The 14,915-nt window shown below is 54.3% G+C and carries 13 protein-coding genes and 1 pseudogene; 9 read left to right on the top strand and 5 right to left on the bottom strand.

Features of this window, described 5'->3' with window-relative positions; translation table 11 throughout:
• Positions 1-81: 81 nt before the first annotated feature.
• Positions 82-366 carry a YMGG-like glycine zipper-containing protein gene (locus V9K92_RS01540; protein ID WP_337353011.1) on the bottom strand — a complete coding sequence of 95 codons (285 nt, stop codon included), beginning with the start codon at positions 364-366 and terminating at the stop codon, positions 82-84.
• A gap of 735 nt (positions 367-1,101) precedes the next feature.
• Positions 1,102-1,959 (bottom strand): LysR family transcriptional regulator, encoded by an 858-nt coding sequence (locus V9K92_RS01545; protein ID WP_337353012.1) that lies wholly within the window; start codon positions 1,957-1,959, stop codon positions 1,102-1,104.
• Positions 1,960-2,052: 93 nt separating this feature from the next.
• Between V9K92_RS01545 and V9K92_RS01550 the strand changes: the two genes are divergently transcribed.
• The 8 genes from V9K92_RS01550 (at position 2,053) to V9K92_RS01585 (ending at position 10,485) form a co-directional block, all read left to right on the top strand.
• Positions 2,053-3,390 carry an aspartate aminotransferase family protein gene (locus tag V9K92_RS01550; RefSeq protein ID WP_337353013.1) on the top strand — a complete coding sequence of 446 codons (1,338 nt, stop codon included), beginning with the start codon at positions 2,053-2,055 and terminating at the stop codon, positions 3,388-3,390.
• 16 nt (positions 3,391-3,406) lie between these two features.
• The gene (locus V9K92_RS01555) at positions 3,407-3,868 is read left to right on the top strand and encodes a cobalamin B12-binding domain-containing protein (protein ID WP_337353014.1); all 462 of its coding nucleotides are present in this window, start codon (positions 3,407-3,409) and stop codon (positions 3,866-3,868) included.
• A complete protein-coding gene (meaB, locus tag V9K92_RS01560) occupies positions 3,865-4,854 on the top strand; it encodes a methylmalonyl Co-A mutase-associated GTPase MeaB (protein ID WP_337353015.1) in 990 nt (329 codons plus the stop codon). Before V9K92_RS01555 ends, meaB begins: the two co-directional genes overlap by 4 nt.
• Positions 4,855-4,859: 5 nt before the next feature.
• Positions 4,860-6,551 carry a methylmalonyl-CoA mutase family protein gene (locus V9K92_RS01565; protein WP_443094434.1) on the top strand — a complete coding sequence of 564 codons (1,692 nt, stop codon included), beginning with the start codon at positions 4,860-4,862 and terminating at the stop codon, positions 6,549-6,551.
• A 10-nt stretch (positions 6,552-6,561) separates the two neighbouring features.
• Entirely contained in the window at positions 6,562-7,311 is a 750-nt protein-coding gene (locus tag V9K92_RS01570) for an enoyl-CoA hydratase/isomerase family protein (protein ID WP_337353017.1), read from the top strand.
• A 2-nt stretch (positions 7,312-7,313) separates the two neighbouring features.
• A complete protein-coding gene (locus V9K92_RS01575; protein ID WP_337353018.1) occupies positions 7,314-8,948 on the top strand; it encodes an AMP-binding protein in 1,635 nt (544 codons plus the stop codon).
• Positions 8,949-9,061: 113 nt separating this feature from the next.
• A complete protein-coding gene (locus tag V9K92_RS01580; RefSeq protein ID WP_337353019.1) occupies positions 9,062-10,180 on the top strand; it encodes a branched-chain amino acid ABC transporter substrate-binding protein in 1,119 nt (372 codons plus the stop codon).
• Positions 10,181-10,248: 68 nt separating this feature from the next.
• Complete coding sequence (locus V9K92_RS01585; RefSeq protein ID WP_337353020.1) at positions 10,249-10,485, top strand: zinc-binding dehydrogenase; 237 nt, start codon at positions 10,249-10,251, stop codon at positions 10,483-10,485.
• A 47-nt stretch (positions 10,486-10,532) separates the two neighbouring features.
• Here the strand turns inward: V9K92_RS01585 and V9K92_RS01590 are convergent.
• The 3 genes and pseudogenes from V9K92_RS01590 to V9K92_RS01600 all read right to left on the bottom strand — a co-directional run bounded on the left by V9K92_RS01590 (position 10,533) and on the right by V9K92_RS01600 (position 13,438).
• Positions 10,533-11,475, bottom strand: a pseudogene (locus tag V9K92_RS01590) (alpha/beta hydrolase family protein).
• Positions 11,472-11,837 (bottom strand): hypothetical protein, encoded by a 366-nt coding sequence (locus V9K92_RS01595; protein ID WP_337353021.1) that lies wholly within the window; start codon positions 11,835-11,837, stop codon positions 11,472-11,474. Before V9K92_RS01595 ends, V9K92_RS01590 begins: the two are co-directional and overlap by 4 nt.
• Before the next feature lie 731 nt (positions 11,838-12,568).
• On the bottom strand, positions 12,569-13,438 hold the full coding sequence (locus V9K92_RS01600; RefSeq protein ID WP_337353022.1) for a helix-turn-helix domain-containing protein: 870 nt from the start codon (positions 13,436-13,438) through the stop codon (positions 12,569-12,571).
• Between the two features lie 98 nt (positions 13,439-13,536).
• On the opposite strand from V9K92_RS01600, the gene V9K92_RS01605 reads away from it, so the two are divergent.
• Positions 13,537-14,853, top strand: coding sequence for an alpha-glucosidase/alpha-galactosidase (locus V9K92_RS01605; protein ID WP_337353023.1), 1,317 nt, complete (start codon positions 13,537-13,539; stop codon positions 14,851-14,853).
• Positions 14,854-14,915: the final 62 nt, after the last annotated feature.

The raw sequence follows: 14,915 nt of genomic DNA on the forward strand, positions 1-14,915 counted from the left end.
CATCATGAAACTGCAGCGGAGCCGGAGACCGGAGAAACCGAAGTTCGTCCGGTATCCAGTGCGCCAGCCAGGCCGCAATCTTTATCGGCAGCGACCGTAATGATCCCGGTATCTGCAGCCGTAGTCGCGGCGGTCCCGTTGTTCCCAGCGGTCGCGGCGGTTCCTGTCGTTACGTTCGCTGATGTTGCCTATCACAGCCCCTCCCGCGCCGCCTGCGGCGGCTCCTACTGCAGCACCTTCCCAAGTGCCGCTTGCCAACCCACCGATGATAGCGCCGCTCGCCGCACCAATGCCGGCGCCCTTTTCCGTCTGGCTGCACGCTGTCAGCGTCAAACAAACGAGTACGCCTGAGATTATCTTTTTCATGTGTGTCCTTTCGATCCATCGCCGCTACGGCCGCCCCTCGACCGCTGAGACGCACCAAGGCGGAGACGTATGACCACCGAAAATTACGTGGAAGTTACGCAGAACCGTCGGCATCGACCCCGGTCGAAAGCGCAAATTCGTGTAGGATGCGCGTCTTCGCGATAAGTCATTCTCAGGTAATTCCGCCTGCCTAATCGATAGGCTCCGACGTCGCCCTGTTCATCACTGCGTTTTGAGGATGGTGGGTCGAATTGACTAGAATAGACCCTTGCCGACGTTCTCATATGAGGATTGATGGCGCTTCAGGACCGCTTCCCACCCCGAACTGAAAACCCATATCCCGTACGTAGAGCGGCAACCTTGGGTTAGATGTAATAGCCTGGTTTAGCGGCCGAATAGGGGGCGCGAAGCGGTCATCGTTTGTTTGGCACCCTTTTTCTGTTAAATGAAGCGTTGACATGGATTGTAGATATTTAAGCTAAAATCAAAAATGCCCAAAATTTGTCTCTTATCGGCATTTTCAAAGGAAGTGTTTCTGGCAAGTGCTGCAATTGAACAAACGCAGAACCTCGGCACGAGACCGTCAAACACTTCAAGTATCGCATCGAGATCAAGGGCGTAGTCGGTTGAAACAGTCTTTGCTTACTGCCAAATCCGACCTTGGCCGGAGCGTTTTCAGCTTACATTCTGCTGGCATATAAAGGTGGCGCTGGAGTGTAATTATATCCCCCGGGACTAGAGTGTAGGTAGAACATGTCGGATGTGATCGGCGAACGCTCTTACCAATAGGGTATGCTCGGTTTCCGCAAAAGCGATCACGATACCGAGACGCGGTAACCCGGGAAGTGGCGTATCCAGAATATAAAGATCATTCGGGACGGCTTCCTGGGTCATAACGCTTATTGCCAGCCCGGATCGTGCAACAGCAATCAGCCCGGCAAGACTGTTGCTCGCATATGATATTTTGTAACGCAATTTGGCATTGGCCATGGCGGTGCACGCAGCTCTATGGTCCATGGCATTCGATGCCGGAAGAGCCAGAGGCACGGTGTCGCCAAATTCATGAAGCTCAAGGGTCGGTTTGCTGCCCACCCAAACCAGCGGTTCGGTCCGTACAATCTCTTTTGTGGCGCTTAGATCAGGCGTGGAAACGAGGGCAAGATCGACCTTGTGCGCGTGCAAAAGCGTCTGCAATTCAACCGTCGGCGCGGAAACGACCTTGATTTCTACGGCTGGATATAGGGTCCCGAAGCTTTTTAACAGCGTCGAAAAGAAAGCGATCAGATAGTCTTCCGGGCAGCCGAAAATTATGGAGCCGTGCAGTCCCTTGTCTGAGAACGCCGATACAGCTTCATCATGCACTTGGAGTATGCGCTCGGCATAAGCCAAAAACCGTTCGCCACTCCCCGTAAGCCGAACCCCGCTGCCGCTTCGATGCAGCAGACTTTGCCCCAAAACGTCCTCCAACCGTTGCATCTGCATAGTCACCGCCGACTGGGTTCGCCCAACCTGCGCCGCCGTCGCACTGAGGGACCCCGAATGTGCAGCATGCACGAACGTTAAAAGCAATCGAAGATCCAGCTGTGGTCTCATATCAATTCCGCTTATATCTGAATCCCAGTATTATCAATTTTACTGGAGTTGCACCAGCCGCTAATTGTTCTTTTGAATGAATGGAGCGGACCGATGTCAAAAAACGATGAACGTGCGTTCTGGGCTTCTGCAGAGAAGCATCTGATCCGTTATGGTGGAACATTTGACCCGGTCATTATCGAGCGCGCCGAGGGATCCTTCCTCTATGACGCGGACAATCGGCCGATCCTCGATTTCACTTCGGGGCAGATGAGCGCGCTGCTCGGCCACTCCCATCCTAGAATTGTTTCGGCGGTTCAAAGGCAAATTGGGAAAGTGGCACATCTTTTCAGCGGCATGCTGTCTCGTCCCGTGGTTGAACTGGCCGAACGCCTTGCTGCATTGGTGCCAGGCCTGGACAGGATCTTGCTACTCTCCACCGGAGCGGAATCGAACGAGGCTGCCATTCGAATGGCGAAGCTGGTAACGGGCAAGCATGAGATCGTTGCCTTCTCCAAAAGCTGGCATGGCATGACCGGAGCCGCGGCATCGGCAACCTACAGTGCTGGCCGCAAAGGATATGGACCCGCAACGGTTGGCTCTCTTTCCATTCCCGCTCCCAACAGTTTCCGTCCACGCTTCAAGAATGCGGACGGCTCTTTGGACTGGCTTACCGAACTGGATGACGCATTTAACTTGATCGACAGCCAGTCGACCGGAAGCCTTGCGGCGTTTATTGCCGAGCCGATCCTGTCAAGCGGCGGCATGCTCGAGCTACCACCGGGTTACCTCGCCGCTCTGAAACAGAAATGTCATGAACGCGGCATGTTGCTCATTCTCGACGAGGCACAGACCGGTATCGGTCGTACGGGCGATATGTTCGCGTTTCAAAGAGATGATGTCACGCCGGACATCCTTACGTTGTCCAAAACCATCGGTGCGGGCCTTCCCCTGTCAGCCGTCATGACAACACGGGAAATCGAAGAAGCCGCGCATGAACGAGGTTTCCTTTTTTATACGACACATGTTTCCGATCCTTTGCCGGCAGCCGTGGGTCTCGCGGTTCTCGACGTAGTGGAAGAAGAGCACCTAGTCGAACGGGCGAGATATTTGGGTGAAAAGCTGTTCGACGGATTATCACGGCTTCGGCACCGATACGAATGCGTGGGCGATGTGCGCGGACGCGGCCTCTTGCTCGGCGTCGAGATTGTCAAAGTTGGACAGGGCAACAGTTCGGACCACGAGCTCGGATCCACTATCGCCAGAGAAGCGTTGAGCCGCGGTCTGAGCATGAACATTGTCAAGCTGCCGGGCATGGGCGGTGTGTTTCGCATAGCACCGCCACTGACGATTTCCGAGGGGGAGATAGACCTCGGCCTGCGGATAATGTGCGCTTCAATCGAAGCAGGACTGGCCGCGACTGCAGGCATTACCAGCGTGGCTGCACAGTGAAGGGCGCAGAGAACTCATGATTGAGACGAGCATAACAACCCAGGACTCCATAGCCAATGCTGAAACCCATTCGCCTGACAGTATCCGGGTACTTGTCGCCAAGCTCGGACTGGATGGTCATGACCGGGGAGCGAAAGTGGTGGCGCGGATCTTGCGAGATGCTGGCATGGAAGTCGTGTATACCGGCCTTTACAAGTCCCCAAATGAAGTCGTCAGCGCGGCGATCCAGGAAGACGTGGACGTAATCGGAGTCAGTCTTTTATCCGGCTCTCACGTTCCACTTTTTCGCGAATTGGGGCGTTGTCTTCGAGAGCAAAACGCTGAACATATTTTCGTTGTTGCCGGCGGCGTGATCCCCGAGCACGACTATACCGCTTTGCTGGATGGCGGTGTTGATGCGATCGTTCCGCAGGAGGCGCGGGCGGACCTGATTGTCACGACGATCAAGAATCTTATCGCCGCTCGTGGTCGCATATGAAGGCATTGCCGACCAAACAGGCAAAGCGGGGCGTCTACAGGCCCTCGACTGAGCTTGTGCCCGAGATACTTGCTGGACACATCCTGGCCATTGCCCGGATGATTTCCCGCGCCGAGGGCAGCTACGCCGAGGCCTCAGGAGCCTTGGCAGAAATCTACAGAAACACGGGGAAAGCACACATTGTGGGCATTACCGGCGTGCCAGGCGCGGGCAAGTCGACCCTTGTTTCTTCCCTTATCAAAGCCTTCGCATCAGAGGGACATAAGGTGGGCGTCATCGCGGTCGACCCCAGCAGCCCGTTTTCTGGTGGCGCAATTTTGGGCGACCGGGTCCGCATGAGCGACGCCGCCGAATCTTGTCGTGCCTTTGTCCGCAGTATGGCAACCCGCGGTAACCTTGGTGGCCTGGCTCGTTCGACCCTTCAGGCCGTCGATATTCTTGATGCTGCGGGATATTCGCCCATCATCATCGAAACGGTCGGAGTAGGTCAGGACGAGGTTGAGGTCGTGACAGCCGCGCATACAGTCGTCGTGCTTTCCGCTCCCGGGCTCGGCGACGACATACAGGCGATCAAAGCAGGCATCCTGGAAATCGCGGACATACACGTTGTAAGCAAATGCGACAAACCGGAGGCATCAGCGATGGTGTCGGCTTTGCAAGGCATGATGGCGCTTGGGAGTATAAAGACCAGGACAAGCTGGGATCCGCCGGTCCTGCCAGTCAGTTCGGTTTCCGGCGAGCGTATCCTTGATCTGAAAGATGCCATCGCCAGACACTGGGTGCATTTGAAGCAAAGTGGCGAATTGGCCCAGCGTCAGCACAGCATTTGCAAAACTCGGATACTCGGCACCGCAAAGCATCTTTTTCAGCATAAGTTTAATGAGGAAGCCGAAGTCCTCGAAAAACACATTCAGGCAGTGGTGAGCAGGGATATGGACCCGACCCTGGCTGCTCACATGCTGCTGGGCTGGGAGGATGAGGCGTGAACGAGATAGATCTGTTTTCAGCACAGGCGATCAAGGACGTCCGGGAAAGGCAAGCCAAGTGGGAAGAGAAAGAACTTGCAGCTGCACTGAAGAGCAGACCTGAGGAAAAGTCGGTCTATGAAACTGAATGCGGCATTCCGCTAAAGCGAATTTATACCGCCGCCGACATCGCAGATATCCCGGCCAGCGACTTGGGCTTTCCCGGGTCCTATCCTTTTACACGGGGCGCGTATCCTACGATGTATCGCGGGCGACCGTGGACCATTCGCCAAGTTGCCGGCTTTGGCAATCCCGAAGCTACCAACCAACGCTACAAATATATGATCCAGACGGGGCAGACGGGGCTCTCCACCGATTTCGATCTCCCAACTTTGCTTGGCTTGGATTCGGACGATCCAATGGCATACGGCGAGGTGGGTCGCGTTGGCGTGGCGATCGATACGATGGATGATGTTGACCGCCTCTTTGATGGCATCGATCTTGAAAAAATATCTGTTTCCCTGACCATTAATCCTTCGGCTTGGGTAATCTATTCAATGTTCGTCGCCGTTGCCGAAGAGCGCGGTTGCGACCTGCACAAGCTAACCGGAACGCTGCAGGCAGATCCGCTTAAGGAGTATGTCGCCCAGAAGGAATGGATCTATCCGGTGCGGCCCGCTGTCCGGCTCATGCGCGATCTGATCATGCACAGTGCAAAGGCGACCCCAAAAATTAATCCGATCAGCCTCAGCGGATATCACCTGTCGGACGTAGGAGGAAATGCGCTCCAGGAGATCGCTTTCATCATGGCCTTTACAATCGCATATTGCGAGGAAGTCGTTGATGCCGGCATGGATATCGATGACTTTGCACCCAGACTGTCGTTCTTTTTTATCAGCCAGCAAGATTTCTTCGAGCAGATTTGCAAGTTCAGGGCGGCTCGTCGCGTCTACGCCAAGATCATGTCCGAGCGGTTCAACGCCAAAAAACCGGAGTCGATGCGGCTGAGGGTGCACGTGCAGACCGCCGCCATGAGTCTGACAAAGGTCGAACACCAAAACAATCTCATGCGAACAACCATCCAGGCACTTGGTGCGGTGCTGGCTGGCTGTCAGAGCATGCACACTAACGGTCTGGACGAGGCTTTCGCTATCCCGACTGAAGAGGCCATGAAACTGGCCATCCGTACACAGCAAATCATCCGCGATGAAATCAACGTGACTTCGGTGATCGACCCTCTCGGAGGCTCATACTTTATCGAACGCCTGACCAAGGACATGGAAAATGAAATCTGGAAGGTGCTGGAAGAAGTCAACGAGCGTGGAGGTGCAATCAAGCTGGTGGAGGAAGGGTGGTTCCAACAGAAGCTGGCCGACTCGGCATATGCGACCTTCAGGAAAATCGATACCGGTGAGAAGATCTCGGTCGGCGTGAACAGATATGTCGATGAGGAAAGCCGCGCGGCCGAGGTGGCCATCCACCCTTATGACGAACACTGCACGCAGCTGCAAATTGAACGCTTGAAGAGCGTACGTGCGAACCGGGACGGGAACCGTGTGCAGCATCTTTTGAAAGAGCTGGTGGAACAAGCCCGTAGCGACGACGTCAACTTGCTGCCGAAAACGATAGAGCTCGTGAAAGCAAGAGCGACGCTGGGCGAGATTTGCAGTGCACTGCAAGACGTATGGGGCTCTTACACCGAACCAATGATTGTATGAGGAGGACGCCATGGCGGCTGCCGTTATTTCCACGCATGACGGGCCGATTGCCTGGGTCAAGCTGAACCGGCCGGAACGGCTCAATGCCATGAACAGGCAGCTCGTTGATGAGCTTGCCGCAGCACTTTTGAGCGCCGACGCCGAGGACAGTATCCGTGTCGTCATCCTTCACGGTGAAGGCCGGGCATTCTGTTCGGGAGATGACCTGAAAGATCTTGATGTCCAGACAGAGTCTGAGATAGCGACACAGGCTTGGGTCGAGGCCATTCAAAACATCACCTTGCAGATCATGCAATCGAGTAAAATCGTGATTGCTGCCGTACACGGCTGGTGTGTGGGCGGTGCTCTCGAATGGGCAATCAATTGCGACTTCAGACTGTTTGCCGATAACACCCGGTGGTTCTTTCCCGAAGTAAGTTTTGGCTTCTTCGTCACTGGCGGTGTCACAGCACTTTTGACCAAACAAGTCGGTCCCCAGATCGCAAAAGAACTGATCATGTTTGGCGAACGCCACAACGCGGACAAAGCGCTTGAGGTCGGGATTGCCTGGAAACTTGTCCCGGAGAAAGACTTGCTGGGCGAGGCGGAACGGCTGGCTTTGATGGTCGCAGAACGTCCGGCGAACTCGGTTGCCAGCATAAAGCATGCCATCAACGACGGATTTCATTCATCTCTTCATGATGCGATGGCCATCGAGACCGCAGCCACGGTCCGGGGCTTTCTCTCTGCCGAAGCGCAAGCGCGAGCAAGAAGGACTTGACCGTGTTTGCAATAGCAAAGGAAGTTGCCACCCGATTTTATATACCGGGTAAGGATGAGGATGACATCGAAAGGCGAGTCCTCCCCAAAATTCTCCTGAAGCAGGCCGAACGGTTCGGCAGCAACAAGTTTATCGATATATGCGGGCGTTCGGCCAGTTTTGAGGAGATGCTTACAGTTTCACACCAGCTTGCCCATGGCTTTCGCAAGCTGGGAGTGAAGCGCTCAGACCGTGTCGCGATGCTATTGCCGAATTGCTTTGAGCTCGTTGCGACATGGTTTGCGGCGTCAACTCTGGGCGCGATAGAAGTGCCCATCAACCCGGAGTTAAAAGGGGATTTGCTGTGTCACAATCTGAACAGTTGCAGAGCCGAGGTACTCGTAGCCAACACAGCAGCACTGGCCGAGATTGCCAGGGTTCAGGAAAAACTGCCAGAAATCCTGACACTCGTTCTTGTCGGGGCTGATCCAAAAGAAGCACGCGCCGCCGGCATCAGGATTGATCGAATAATCGCGTTTGACGAATGCCTCGCGCCGCAGTTGAATTTCGATTCCGTCGACATTCATTACTCCGATCCGATGGCCATTCTATACACCTCCGGAACAACCGGCCCCGCCAAAGGCGCTTTGATGTCCCACCATCATTGCTACTCCTGGGCCGCCGCGATGGCTTGCAATTTGGGATATACGGTCAACGATAATTACTTCTCGGCGTTGCCACTGTTTCACACCGATGCCCAGATGTTTGGCGTTTACCTGCCGTTGATCTACGGCACGCAAACGACACTCGTGGACCGGTTCAGCGCCACACGGTTTTGGGATCAAGTCCGGGATAGCGGAGCCACCGCAACCAACCTGTTGGGCGCGATGGCCGTCATTCTCATGAGAGCGGCTCCGTCTGTGGACGACACCAACAATCCTGTCAGGGTATGCCAGTGCATTCCCATGGTTCCTGACAAGGAAGTGGTTGAACGCCGTTTTGGTATGAAACTTGTTACTGGCTACGGACAGACGGAAACCAGTTTTGTCGCCTACGATACGGTCGACGAAACCAGGACGGGATCCTGCGGTCGTCCGCATCCGGATTGGCAAGTGACAATCGTCGACGAACAAGACAGACCTCTCCCGCCGGGTACAGTGGGCGAGATCGTGTCACGCCCAAACAAAAGCTGGAGCATGTTTTCCGGCTATTACGGTTCCGATTCAAAGACAGTGAATACGCTCAGGAACCTATGGTACCACTCAGGCGATGCCGGCTTCATGGATGAAGACGGATGGTTGTATTTCAAGCATCGGCTGAATGAAGTCATACGCCGCCGCGGTGAGAATATTTCCGCCTATGAAGTGGAAACCGTCGCCGACCAACATCCCGATATCATGGAAAGCGTTGCTTTCGGTATTCCGTCCGAGTTTACGGAAGAAGACATCATGCTCGTCGCCACACGCACGGACGGAGCTTCCATTCAGCCATCAGACCTGCTGGATCATTTCAGGCGGTGCGCGCCTCGTCATATGCTCCCGCGCTATATCGAACTCATCGACTCTCCGCTCCCCAGGACCCCCACTGAAAAGATCGCGAGGAGCGCCCTGCAGCAGCGGGGAGTGACCAAGGCAACGTTTGATCGGGGGCACAGATAATACGGATATCCAAAGCAGCAATGCAAAGAATTGGTCCTTTTGCTTTCAGCGGATAAGTGGGCACCGCATGAAAGTATTACTAAACGCCCACAGTAAAAAATGGGAACGTTAAAATGAAAAAGTCACTTGTGTCAGTCTTTTCCCTTACCCTGTTAGCCGTGTTCGGCGCCAACGCCAGAGCAGATATCCTAATCGGGGTGGCCGGTCCGATTACGGGTCCCAATGCCGCATTCGGTGCGCAATTCCAGAAGGGCGCTGAACGCGCCGCCGCCGATATCAATGCTGCCGGAGGGGTGCTTGGCCAGCAAATAAGTATAAGAATTGGAGACGATGTCTCCGACCCGAAGCAGGGCATATCGGTAGCCAACAAATTCGTCAGTGATGGGGTAAAGTTCGTGGTCGGCCATTTCAACTCGGGCGTCTCAATCCCGGCTTCTGAGGTCTATGCCGAAAACGGTATCTTGGAGATCACTCCAGCATCCACCAATCCGCAGTACACCGAGCGTGGACTGTGGAATACTTTCCGCACCTGCGGACGCGACGATCAGCAGGGAAAGGTCGCTGGTGACTATATCGCAGCCAACTTCAAGGGCGCCAAGATCGCAATAGTGCATGACAAGAGCCCGTATGGGCAAGGGCTCGTTGACGTGGCGAAAAACGTGCTCAATCAAAAGGGCATTAAAGCGGTTATTTACGAAGGCATAAACGTCGGCGACAAGGATTTCTCGGCTCTCATAGCCAAGCTGAAACAAGCCGATGTCAGCTTGATCTATTTTGGAGGATTGCATACCGAAGCAGGCCTGATCATGCGTCAGTCTGCCGACCAAGGTTTGAAGGCCACGCTTTTCTCAGGGGATGGGATGGTATCAAACGAGCTTTCTTCGATTGCCGGAGACGCCGTGATAGGGACGCTCAACACGTTTGCACCGGATCCGCGCAAGAACCCGGCCGCAAAGGACGTCGTTGAAAAATTTCGTAAGAGCGGCTTCGAACCTGAAGCCTATACGCTTTACTCGTATGCGGCTGTCCAGATCATCGCTGCCGGTATCTCAAAGGCGGGCTCACCTGATGACGCACAAAAGGTTGCCAACAGCATTAAAACAGGCGAATCCCTGTCAACTGTAATTGGCGACATCCGTTTCAATTCAAAGGGCGACGTCACGCGACCTGACTACATCATCTACGAGTGGAAAAAAGGTGAAGACGGGAAGCCTACCTATTTTGAGAAATAAAATACTAAAATAATCTACTGGGAACATGCCCGCTGTTTGCGGGCATGTTCCTGCCGCGCAACGGCGGCATGCTTCTTTCGACCGTGTCTGCGCCCAATGACGCGCTCGCGACTGCCTATAAGGTCGAAGGTGCGTTCGTATTTCACACATCGAACGCCGGGCGGCTCGCGGATCTGGTCAAGACGATCCGCGTAAAGGGTCACTCGGTCCTGATCGACAGTGTCTTCCCGATCACCTCGTTTGAAGAAGCCTTCGACTGTCAGGCATCCGACAGGGCGCACGGCAAGATCATCCTGAGCTTTTGACCCTACGAGCCGGGCGGCGTTTGCGCCCGGCTTATCCCAATCAGCATTCAACTCTCCCGAACGGCGATCTCCGCGAGAACAGACGACGGACCGTCAATCGCGTCACGGGCTTTAGCCCATGCAGAACGATCCACACCGAGCGCCGTCCGGAGCCAAGCAAGTGTCAGACGTTTCGTGGCTTCCAGCACGTCTGGCGCCTCCGTTTCGGTTTCCTTGGCATCAAGACCTGCGATACCGCCAAGCGCGTGCCCAACGCCGTGCAGCATCAGAAGTGCCTCTGCGCCCGGCGCATCGTGAAACGCATCCGCATGCCACTCGGGGCCTCGCCTAGTGAAATGCGGATCGTCGGCATCACCGCAGACAACAAGACTGCGTGTGGTCAGGGCCGAGAAATCGACGTCGAAGAACGGGAAGCGAGCGGCGTTTTCCTCGGTCATGTCTTTTACACCGCGCCCAGGAGCGGCCAATAGAATGCCTGCCGAGATGCGGGGATCGGAGAAATCCTCCTCGTTCAACTGTGCACCCAGCAACAGCCCGACGGTGTGACCGCCAAAGGAATGGCCGGCTGCCGCGATGCGCGAATGATCCAGCCGTCTCGCAACGGCAGGCGCCTGGCGTTCCACTTCCTGCAACTGGTCGATGATTGCCTTCAGCTCCTTGACCCGCTCGCGCCAGAAGATGGCGCACCGGGTGCGTTTGGGGACAGGCCGCCGACACGGGAACTGGCGTGAGTGGGCTGGATCACCGCGAAACCACGCTCCGCCCAGAACTGCGCCAGCGGCGCATAGCCATCCTTCGAGGGGATATAGTTGGACGGCCAAATCCGTGCGACAACAGCACGATCGGCAGATTGCTTCCGACCGCCGGCGCGCTTAGCCCCAGTTCAAGCGGTTGACGGCCCTCCATCGGCAGACGAATCGGCGTGTAAGCGACGGTAAGCGCGGCCTCCGGCGTGGGGATGTGTCGCGAAAGATCAGTCAGATTGTTCATGATTGGATGTCCTTCTGCGTCGCGGATTGGTCTGCTTCGCGAAACCATCTCTGCGCATCCGCGCCAGCTGGAGTTTTCATCGGCGCGTCCGGTTCCGTAACGATACGCCAGACAACTTCAGCCACGTTTTCCGGGGTTGTGTAGGAGTGCGGCATGAGGATTTCAAGCCAGATTGCGCAAAATCTTTCTTTGTTCTCAATGTCTTGGTGAACAGCTTGAAACGCTATTCCACCATCAAAGCCTAGCTCCAGATGAAGACGGCCCGACACGCTAATTTCGCGATCTCCGAAGCTCTCGACGATGGTGGGATCCGCTTTGGAACGCTCATGAATAAAAATATTGGTCGCACTCCCACTGACCAAATCGACCCCAGTCGTGATTGCAGGGTCTGCATCTTATTTTTGAGAAGTACCCGGTCCCTATTGTTCCAGGAGATTTGGCTGCTCATCGGATAGTGTCATACCGCTACAAGAGCTCATCAAGTATGTCGGCTCCTGGCATCCGGCGCAACGCATGAGCACAATCCACCATCGTGACATTGCCACGGCGATGAAAGCCGGCGCTGGACGGCACATTCGATCGGCGCGTCGTAAACGTTGCGGACCAAGCGCCAGCGTCCATCTACGAGCTTTCAGACATGCTCGGTGCTCGGATGGAATCGAACGCTGAGCCTCTTTCGAACCCGTGGCACCAGCACGTCGACAGTTGTCTAGCCCGCAGCCTGGGCTTTCGCCCCAGCATTCGGACCGTTTATCAGGCTCAGCAAGAGGGCTTGATGTGACACATAGGGCTGAAACTCCGGTCGATACCCGTTCAATGTTAATTCTACGATCGAATAAACCGAAGTCGGGTGTTCCTTGGCCCTGAGAATTGGGGCAACGTTTGACCGTCCGATCAGACTGCCCTATTGTAGACATCTACGCTACAATGACAAATCGTCGAAATTTACCCTATTATCGGCATTTTCAAACGAAGGGTTATTCGCAACCTGCGTCTGCTACTTCTCAAGTTTTCGGAATGAAGCCTTATCACCCTTGCGCTCGAGCAAAAGTGCAAATCATAAATCGAACATGAGTACGATTTGCAGACAACCTTATCTCAACGCTGACGGATTATTTGAAATCATTGATTCCCGGAAATGACGCGGTGTTGTCCCCGTTCGTTCCTTGAAAACGTCGTAGAATCGACTGCTTGAACCGAAACCACAATCGAAGGCGATTTGCAAAACCGGGTCTTCGGTGTCAGAGAGCCGTTGCATTGCTCTGGCAAGCCGATAGCGCGTAAGATATTCGTTGACCGAGATACCAAGAACGTCACCGAAGGCCTTATTGGCTGTGCTTGCATGTATGCCCGCGAGTTTGGCTATATCCGGGACACTTATTGGATCTGAGTATCGCGAGTTGATGAGATCGGTGAGAAGTTCCACGTGCCGGACCGCGTGGCTGGTCAGTGGTGCAGCGGGCGCATATGCGGGAGATTTTTCAACCTCGAAATAATCCAAGATTAAACGCCTTATCCGAACCTTCACTTCATCTGACACCAGTCTTTGCCTCGCAGCGCTCCCCAGACGCCATTCGACCTCCCATTGTGGCAAGGCTTCGGCGTCGCTAGTGACGCCGCTCCTTCCGGTCAAAAATCGTCCCTGCATAATTGCTTGCCGCGCATCCTTATCGATGGATAGCGCAAGAAAATCGACCAAGGGGATGTATATGCAAACCAGAGGAGCATTTGCACTGACCGCAATCGTCTGATGAGGAATAGCGGCCCAGAACAGAACAAGCCGTCCAGCCTGAACCTGCTCTTGTCTTCCGTTGAAGAGATACGTCATCTGGCCGTCCAACAGCAGATTCAGTTCAATATGATCGTGCCAGTGTGCGGTAGCCATCGTATCTGCTGTGTGACTTTCAATCAGAAATTTCCCTCGTGAGAATGCCCATTCATCGCGTTTTTGGGAGTGTTTCATCGTATGTGCGCTCGAATTCCGGAATAAATGGCCTGATATCAGGAAGAAATTCTCGATTGGAAGAGTCATGAAGAAGCACGATCTGAAAGGAGATTGCAATGCCGAAGATTTGTCTGGTGGGCGCCGGTAGTACCGTTTTTGCCCAGAACATTCTTGGAGACGTCTTGTCTTCCCAGAGCCGGGGTGACTATTTCATAAGTCTTTTCGACATTGACGCCGAGCGATTGAAAACCTCGGAAATTGTAGCCCGGCGGATTTGCGAGTCGCTTCAGCTTGCAAATGTAAGAGTAGAAGCCACACTCAATCGTCGTGACGCGCTGCAAGGTTCTGACTTCGTAATCCTCATGATGCAGGTGGGGGGCTACAAACCCGCCACAGTCACTGATTTTGAAATTCCAAAGCAATACGGGTTGAGGCAAACAATTGCCGATACGCTTGGAATTGGTGGTATTTTCCGTGGTCTGCGGACGATACCTGTCCTTGAGGCGATCTGCCGCGATATGCAGGATGTCTGCCCGCAGGCCATTCTTATGCAGTATGTGAACCCAATGGCCATCAATTGCTGGGCGATCAGCCAATTCGCCCCGGAAATTCAGACCGTAGGATTGTGTCATAGTGTGCAGCATACTGCAGGTCACCTTGCGAGCGTCCTCGGCGAGAATATAGCTGATGTGAACTACGTTTCCGCTGGAATTAATCATGTGGCGTTCTTTCTGAAATATGAGAAAATCCATAGCGATGGGGGACGGGAAGACCTTTACCCCCGACTAAAGGCTCTAGCTGCCGAGGGCCGCGTTCCTCCAGACGACCGCGTGCGGTTCGATGTCCTTAAGAGGCTCGGGCACTTTGTTACGGAATCCAGCGAGCACTTTTCCGAGTACACCTCTTGGTACATCAAAGAAGGCAGAGCTGATCTCATCGACCAGTTGAACATCCCCTTGGACGAATACATACGGCGCTGTGAAGATCAAATTACTGAGTGGCATGCATTGCGCAAAGAGCTTGAGGGTGACAAGCCGATCGAGGTGTGCCGTAGCAATGAATATGCGGCTGGCATTATTCAGGCAGCAATAACCGGCAATCCTGCCCTGATTTACGGCAACGTGCCGAATAATGGTCTGATCGAGAATTTACCTGCCGAATGTATTGTTGAGGTACCCTGCCATGTCGATAGAAACGGGATTCAACCAATCCGCATTGGGCGCATACCCTCGCAGCTATCCGCGGTAATGAACTTGAGCGTTTCGGTACAACAGCTAACAGTTGAAGCGGCTTTAACAAGGAACCGTGAGCGTGTTTACCAGGCAGCATTGCTGGATCCCCATACGTCGGCTGAATTATCGCCCGATCAGATTTGGAGCCTCGTTGACGATTTGATCGAACAACATGGTGATCTTTTGCCAGAATATAGATGAGGCTTCACACGCCGAAGCGCTTTGCTACTTGAGATCATGACTTTCTACAAAACGCGCCGTCA

The organism is Phyllobacterium sp. CCNWLW109 (assembly GCF_037203905.1).
Taxonomy (GTDB): domain Bacteria; phylum Pseudomonadota; class Alphaproteobacteria; order Rhizobiales; family Rhizobiaceae; genus Phyllobacterium; species Phyllobacterium ifriqiyense.

Bases quoted from the DNA above. Each gene is read 5' to 3' on its own strand.
- V9K92_RS01540 (WP_337353011.1), bottom strand. From the start codon at position 366: ATGAAAAAGATAATCTCAGGCGTACTCGTTTGTTTGACGCTGACAGCG.
- V9K92_RS01545 (WP_337353012.1), bottom strand. From the start codon at position 1,959: ATGAGACCACAGCTGGATCTTCGATTGCTTTTAACGTTCGTGCATGCT.
- V9K92_RS01550 (WP_337353013.1), top strand. From the start codon at position 2,053: ATGTCAAAAAACGATGAACGTGCGTTCTGGGCTTCTGCAGAGAAGCAT.
- V9K92_RS01555 (WP_337353014.1), top strand. From the start codon at position 3,407: ATGATTGAGACGAGCATAACAACCCAGGACTCCATAGCCAATGCTGAA.
- meaB (WP_337353015.1), top strand. From the start codon at position 3,865: ATGAAGGCATTGCCGACCAAACAGGCAAAGCGGGGCGTCTACAGGCCC.
- V9K92_RS01570 (WP_337353017.1), top strand. From the start codon at position 6,562: ATGGCGGCTGCCGTTATTTCCACGCATGACGGGCCGATTGCCTGGGTC.
- V9K92_RS01580 (WP_337353019.1), top strand. From the start codon at position 9,062: ATGAAAAAGTCACTTGTGTCAGTCTTTTCCCTTACCCTGTTAGCCGTG.
- V9K92_RS01585 (WP_337353020.1), top strand. From the start codon at position 10,249: ATGCTTCTTTCGACCGTGTCTGCGCCCAATGACGCGCTCGCGACTGCC.
- V9K92_RS01600 (WP_337353022.1), bottom strand. From the start codon at position 13,438: ATGAAACACTCCCAAAAACGCGATGAATGGGCATTCTCACGAGGGAAA.
- V9K92_RS01605 (WP_337353023.1), top strand. From the start codon at position 13,537: ATGCCGAAGATTTGTCTGGTGGGCGCCGGTAGTACCGTTTTTGCCCAG.